This is a genomic window from Dyella sp., assembly GCF_051954575.1.
GTDB lineage: Bacteria > Pseudomonadota > Gammaproteobacteria > Xanthomonadales > Rhodanobacteraceae > Dyella_B.
This window is the reverse complement of the sequence record NZ_JBQCHP010000132.1, coordinates 1-5,228: the sequence shown is the minus strand read 5'-3', so window position 1 is coordinate 5,228 and position 5,228 is coordinate 1. Positions and strand designations below refer to the sequence as shown.

Below are 5,228 nucleotides of genomic sequence, written 5' to 3'. Positions count from 1 at the left end.
TATATCTCGCTGGGCTATTTCAAGCAGGCGTTGAAGGCGGGCGAAGTGGGCTCCTCCACCATGCCGCACAAGGTCAACCCGATCGACTTCGAAAACGCCGAAGGCAATTTCGGCCTGGCCAATGCGCTGCTCGGCCATTTCGCCGAGAAACTGCCGATCAGCCGCTGGCAGCGCGACCTGACCGACTCTACTGTTTTGCGCGCGCTCGGCACCGCCTTCGGCCACACGCTGGTGGCGCTGGAATCGCTGCAGAAGGGCCTGGGCAAGCTCAACGTGAATGCCGATCGCCTGGCCGCCGACCTGGACGCCAGTTGGGAAGTGCTGGCCGAGGCAGTGCAGACAGTGATGCGCCGCTACGGCCTGCCCGAACCCTACGAGCAGTTGAAGGCGTTGACGCGCGGCCAGGGCATCACGCGCGATTCGATGCGCCAGTTCATCACCGCCCTGGCACTGCCGGAAGATGCCAAGCAGCGTCTGTTCGCCCTGACACCGGGCTCTTACATCGGCCTCGCCGTGGATCTGGCAAGGACGATTTAAGCTTGCGGACCGGACAAAGCATGGAGCATTTGTCATGATGGCTCCAGCCCGTTCCGTGCGAGCACCATGGCGCCCATTTCCGAATTCCTGATCTTCGCCGGCATCGGTGCGCTCGCCCAGCTCGTGGACGGCGCACTGGGCATGGCCTATGGCGTGACCTCGGCCGGCCTGCTGCTGAGCCTGGGCATGCCGCCCGCGCTGGCGAGCGCCAGCGTGCATTACGCGGAAACCTTCACCTGCGGCGCCTCCGGTCTCAGCCATTGGTGGGCGGGCAACGTGCAGCGCCGCTTGTTCCTGGTGCTGGTCATTCCGGGCGTGATCGGTGCGATCATCGGTGCGACCGCGCTCGCGCATCTGCCGCCGCTGTGGATGCGCTATTTCCTCACGCCGTATCTGCTGGCGATGGGTTTGTTCCTGGTGTTCCGCACTGCCCAGCGCAAGGATCGCCGCCAGGACGTGCCGCGCGGCACGGGCGTGCTGGGCTTCGTCGCGGGACTGCTCGACGCGGCCGGCGGCGGCGGGTGGAGCGCGCTCACCGTTACCACCATGGTGGCGCGCGGGCAGGAACCGCGCATGGTGATCGGCAGCGTGCACCTGGCCAAGTGCATCGTCAGCCTGGCGGCCAGCATCACGTTCCTGCTCAGCATCGGCCAGAGCAAGCTGCACGTGGTGCTGGGTTTGATCCTGGGCGGCGTGATCGCCGCACCGTTCGGCGCATGGCTGGTGCGGCGATTGCCTTCGCACGTGTGCACGCTAATGGCCGGCTTCGCCGTGCTTGCGCTCGGTATTTACAACTTCTACCGGCTGCTGCACTGAAGCGCTGCACCCGTAGGTTGGGTTAGCGCAGCGTAACCCAACGATGCCGCTGCGAATATGTTGGGTTACGCTGCGCTAACCCAACCTACGCGTACACCTCGACGCGCCATTTATCGCGACAGATCGCAGATCCAGTTCACTTCCCAATGTTGCCCGCCATCGGGTGAAAAGGCCTGCTCCATGTGTGCGGCGTGCGGCGACACGTTGACCCATACCCAGCGCACCAACACAACGCGGCCGTTCCAGGTGGTGCGGTTATAGAACACGCCGCGGTTGCCCTGAAATTGCCCCACCACAGGCGCGGCCGGATCGAGCTCGCCGTTATCCAGATCCAGGCCGTAGATGATCCACTGGTGCGTCTGCGGGTTGTACATGCGCAAGGTCTGCGCCTTGAGGTGCTGCTTCTTGTCCGTGCTGGTGACGTCGAACTGCTCGAAGTTGGCGTTGGTGTCGAGCAGCTTGTGATGGTTGGAAATGCCCTCGTATTCGACCCAGGCATGCGAGCCGTTGAGACGATCCGGCAGGCGGCGGACATGGGCTTTCCAGTCGCCGATGATGAAATCGAAATCGTGCGCGCCGTCGTGCTGCGGGCCGGCGAATATCGCGGTGGGGTCTTGCGCGTTTTCGTCCGCGGCCACTGGGAAGGCGCTCATCAACGCGGTCCCTGCGATCAACGATCTAAAGAACGTCGGTACGGCACATCTCGGTGCAGCCATACGATCCTCCCGTTGTACCCGCACAGGCGGGTGCGGCGCAGGCTACGCCCTTCGCCCGGCCGATTCCATACAATGCGCCCCATGACTCTCTCGCCCGCCCCCCGCAAGCCGTTGCCGATCGAAGTGCGCGGCACCTCCAGGCTGCCGCTAGGCATGCCGCCAGCGCAGTTCCTGCGCGATTACTGGCAGAAACGGCCACTGCTGATCCGCAACGCGTTTCCCGGCTTCACTACGCCGGTCGTGCCGGAAGACCTGGCCGGTCTCGCCTGCGAGGAAGGCGCGCTGTCGCGCCTGATCCAGCACGACGAAGACCGCGAGCGCTGGCGCGTCAAGAACGGTCCGCTCAAGGAAAGCGACTTCGCCAAGACCGGCAACGCCAACTGGACCTTGCTGGTGCAGGACGTCGACAAATGGGACATGGACGTGGCCGCCCTGCTCGACCATTTCCAGTTCCTGCCGAGCTGGCGCGTGGACGATGTGATGATTTCCTATGCCGAACCCGGCGGAGGCGTCGGCGCGCACGTCGATCAATACGACGTGTTTTTGCTGCAGGGATTGGGGCAGCGGCACTGGGCGATCAGCGACGACCCGCACGCGCCGAAGGAATTTCGCAGCGACGTCGAACTCAAGCAGCTCAAGCAGTTCGAACCCACGCACGAATGGCTGCTCGATCCGGGCGACATGCTTTATCTGCCACCCGGCGTACCACACGATGGCGTAGCCTTCGGCGGTCCCTGCATGACGTTTTCCGTCGGCATGCGGGCGCCTTCGCAGGCCGAGCTAGTGGGCGATCTTGCCGATTACCTCGCCGAGCATCTGTCGGAAGAACAGCGCTACGCCGATCCGGACCTCGCACCGGTCAAGCGCGCCGGCGAAATCGACAAGGCCGCGTTGAAGCGCGTGCGCGCAGCGCTGCCGCTCGCGGCGAGCCTGGATGACGCCACCTTGCTCGACTGGTTCGGCCGCTTCATCACCCGCTACCGCACCGCGCAGACGCCGCTGGCGCCGGCCAAGCCGCTGAGCGAAGCGGCGCTGACGAAGCAACTGGCCGGCAGCGTCTCGCTGTTGCGCCATCCATGGTCACGCATGGCCTGGGCGCAGACGGGCGCGCATGCTGCGCTGTACGCCAACGGTCACGCCTATCCCGCATCGGCGCGCTGGGCATCGCAGTTGTGCGCGCAGCGTGTGCTGCCAGGACCATTCGAAGTCTCGGCTACCGACAGCACGCTGCTGCTGGCGCTGATCAACGACGGGCACCTTATCCTGCGCAAGCTGCGAGGCCGCCAGACGTGAGCACTTCCCCCATCGCAACGGACGAAGGCGCCCGCGCCGTGGCCGGGCCCGAGGCCATCGCCAGCCTGCGGTTGCAGGTGCTGGCGGCGGCTCGTTACAAGCTGGCGATCCATCTGCCCACACTGCCTGCCGCCATGCTCAGCAGCCAGGATGAGCTGGCCGAACTGCGGCGCATCGCGATTTCCGGACGCGGCGCGGAGATTCGCCTATTGCTTGGCGATGTGGCCGGCGCCTTGCGCACGGGCCACCGCCTGCTCGATCTGGCGCAACGGCTGCCCAGCGCGCTGCGCATTCGCACGCCGGTGACCGATGACGAAAGCAGCGAAACCAGCGCAAGCGCCTGGCTGCTCAACGACACCGGCGGTTATCTATTTTTGCCCGACGCCGAGCGCCGGGAAGGCCGCGCCGCCCTGCGCGACGGACCGGGACTGGCGCCCTTGCTGCTGCAATTCGAGCAGATCTGGGAGCGCGCCGCACCGGCCACCCAGCTGCAGCCGCTGGGCTTGTAGTCGCGGCTGAATGCCCGCCCAAGCGATAGGTCGGCGGCGCCAACCTTACCGGGCCGTAAGGTAAAGCCAAGAGCTTGTTCCGGCTATCTTATTGTTCCTTCGACGGTCGCATCGCGGCAGGGTCATCATGCTTGCCGCAGCGCGGAAACCGCAGGCTATAATTAACAGGATTTTTCGCCGGCGAACCGGGCCTACGACAGGGCGGTTCGCTGAGGCTTCCCTTCCCTGCCGGTGGTGACGTGAGCACAAACCTGATCCGCGAGTTTTTTGAATCCTCGCAACTCGCAGGCGGCAACGCCGATTATGTCGAATCGTTGTATGACGCCTGGCTGTCCGATCCCGCATCGGTGCCGGCCGAATGGAACACCTACTTTCAGACCTTCAAGGGCCGCGAGTCGGGGGACGTCTCCCACACCGCGGCCATTGCGCGTATAGAGGCGGCGCAAAAGCAGCGCCCCGGCTACGCCGCGGCGGCACCCGTCAGCGATGAACATGCGCGCAAACAGGCGGGCGTGCTGCGCCTGCTTACGGCCTATCGTTCGCGCGGCCACCTGGCCGCCAACCTCGATCCGCTCGGCCTGGCGCCGAAGACGCACGCGCCGGACCTGGACCTGGCCTTCCATGGCCTGTCCGATGCCGACCTGGATACCGAATTCGATTGCGGCAATTTCGCCGGCGGCGGCCAGCGCATGAAGCTGCGCGAGCTGCTGTCGCGGCTGAAGAAGATCTACGCCAGCACCATCGGCGCCGAGTTCATGTACATCTCCGACCATGCGCAGCGCGCCTGGATCTACAGCCGACTGGAACAGGCCAACGGCAGCGCCGGCCTTGACGCCAAGGGCAAGAAGCGCGTGCTGGCAGGCCTCACGGCCGCCGAAGGCCTGGAGCGCTACCTGCACACCAAGTACGTCGGCCAGAAGCGCTTCTCGCTCGAAGGCGGCGACAGCCTGATCCCGATGGTCGACGACGTGGTGACCGCCGCCGGCGACACGGGCGTCAAGGACCTGGTCATCGGCATGGCCCACCGCGGCCGCCTGAACGTGCTGGTGAACATCCTGGGCAAGCCGCCCAAGACCCTGTTCAACGAGTTCGAGGGCAAGTTCGAGCATCCCGACGACCCGGCCCACTCGGGCGACGTGAAGTACCACATGGGCTTCTCCGCCGACGTCAAAACGCCCAAGGGCAACGGCGTGCACGTGGCACTGGCGTTCAACCCGTCGCACCTGGAGATCGTCAACCCGGTGGTCGCCGGCTCCGTGCGTGCGCGGCAGATCCGCCGCCATGACGGCGAGCGTACCCAGTCGATGGCGGTGCTGGTCCATGGCGACGCGGCCTTCGCCGGCCAGGGTGTCAACAT

At 65.5% G+C, this 5,228-nt stretch carries 6 protein-coding genes; 5 read left to right on the top strand and 1 reads right to left on the bottom strand.

Translation table 11 applies throughout. From position 1 onward, the window contains the following. Together ACTHNE_RS16945 and ACTHNE_RS16940 are read left to right on the top strand one after the other, a co-directional pair. Window positions 1-537: lyase family protein (locus ACTHNE_RS16945; RefSeq protein WP_440269859.1), on the top strand; the 537-nt coding region annotated here is incomplete at its 5' end. 66 nt (window positions 538-603) lie between these two features. Further along, the gene (locus ACTHNE_RS16940; RefSeq protein ID WP_440269858.1) at window positions 604-1,353 is read left to right on the top strand and encodes a sulfite exporter TauE/SafE family protein; all 750 of its coding nucleotides are present in this window, start codon (window positions 604-606) and stop codon (window positions 1,351-1,353) included. Between the two features lie 110 nt (window positions 1,354-1,463). On the opposite strand, the gene ACTHNE_RS16935 is transcribed toward ACTHNE_RS16940, so the two are convergent. Next, a complete protein-coding gene (locus ACTHNE_RS16935) occupies window positions 1,464-2,006 on the bottom strand; it encodes a hypothetical protein (RefSeq protein WP_324942375.1) in 543 nt (180 codons plus the stop codon). Between the two features lie 144 nt (window positions 2,007-2,150). Here ACTHNE_RS16935 and ACTHNE_RS16930 point away from each other — a divergent pair, with 144 nt between their 5' ends. The 3 genes from ACTHNE_RS16930 to ACTHNE_RS16920 form a co-directional block, all read left to right on the top strand. Continuing rightward, a complete protein-coding gene (locus ACTHNE_RS16930; protein ID WP_440269857.1) occupies window positions 2,151-3,362 on the top strand; it encodes a JmjC domain-containing protein in 1,212 nt (403 codons plus the stop codon). Further along, the gene (locus tag ACTHNE_RS16925) at window positions 3,359-3,871 is read left to right on the top strand and encodes a hypothetical protein (protein ID WP_440269856.1); all 513 of its coding nucleotides are present in this window, start codon (window positions 3,359-3,361) and stop codon (window positions 3,869-3,871) included. The genes ACTHNE_RS16930 and ACTHNE_RS16925 overlap by 4 nt, the downstream gene beginning before the upstream one ends. A gap of 239 nt (window positions 3,872-4,110) precedes the next feature. Then, window positions 4,111-5,228, top strand: a 1,118-nt coding sequence (locus ACTHNE_RS16920; protein ID WP_440269855.1) for a 2-oxoglutarate dehydrogenase E1 subunit family protein, incomplete at its 3' end; no start/stop codon positions are given.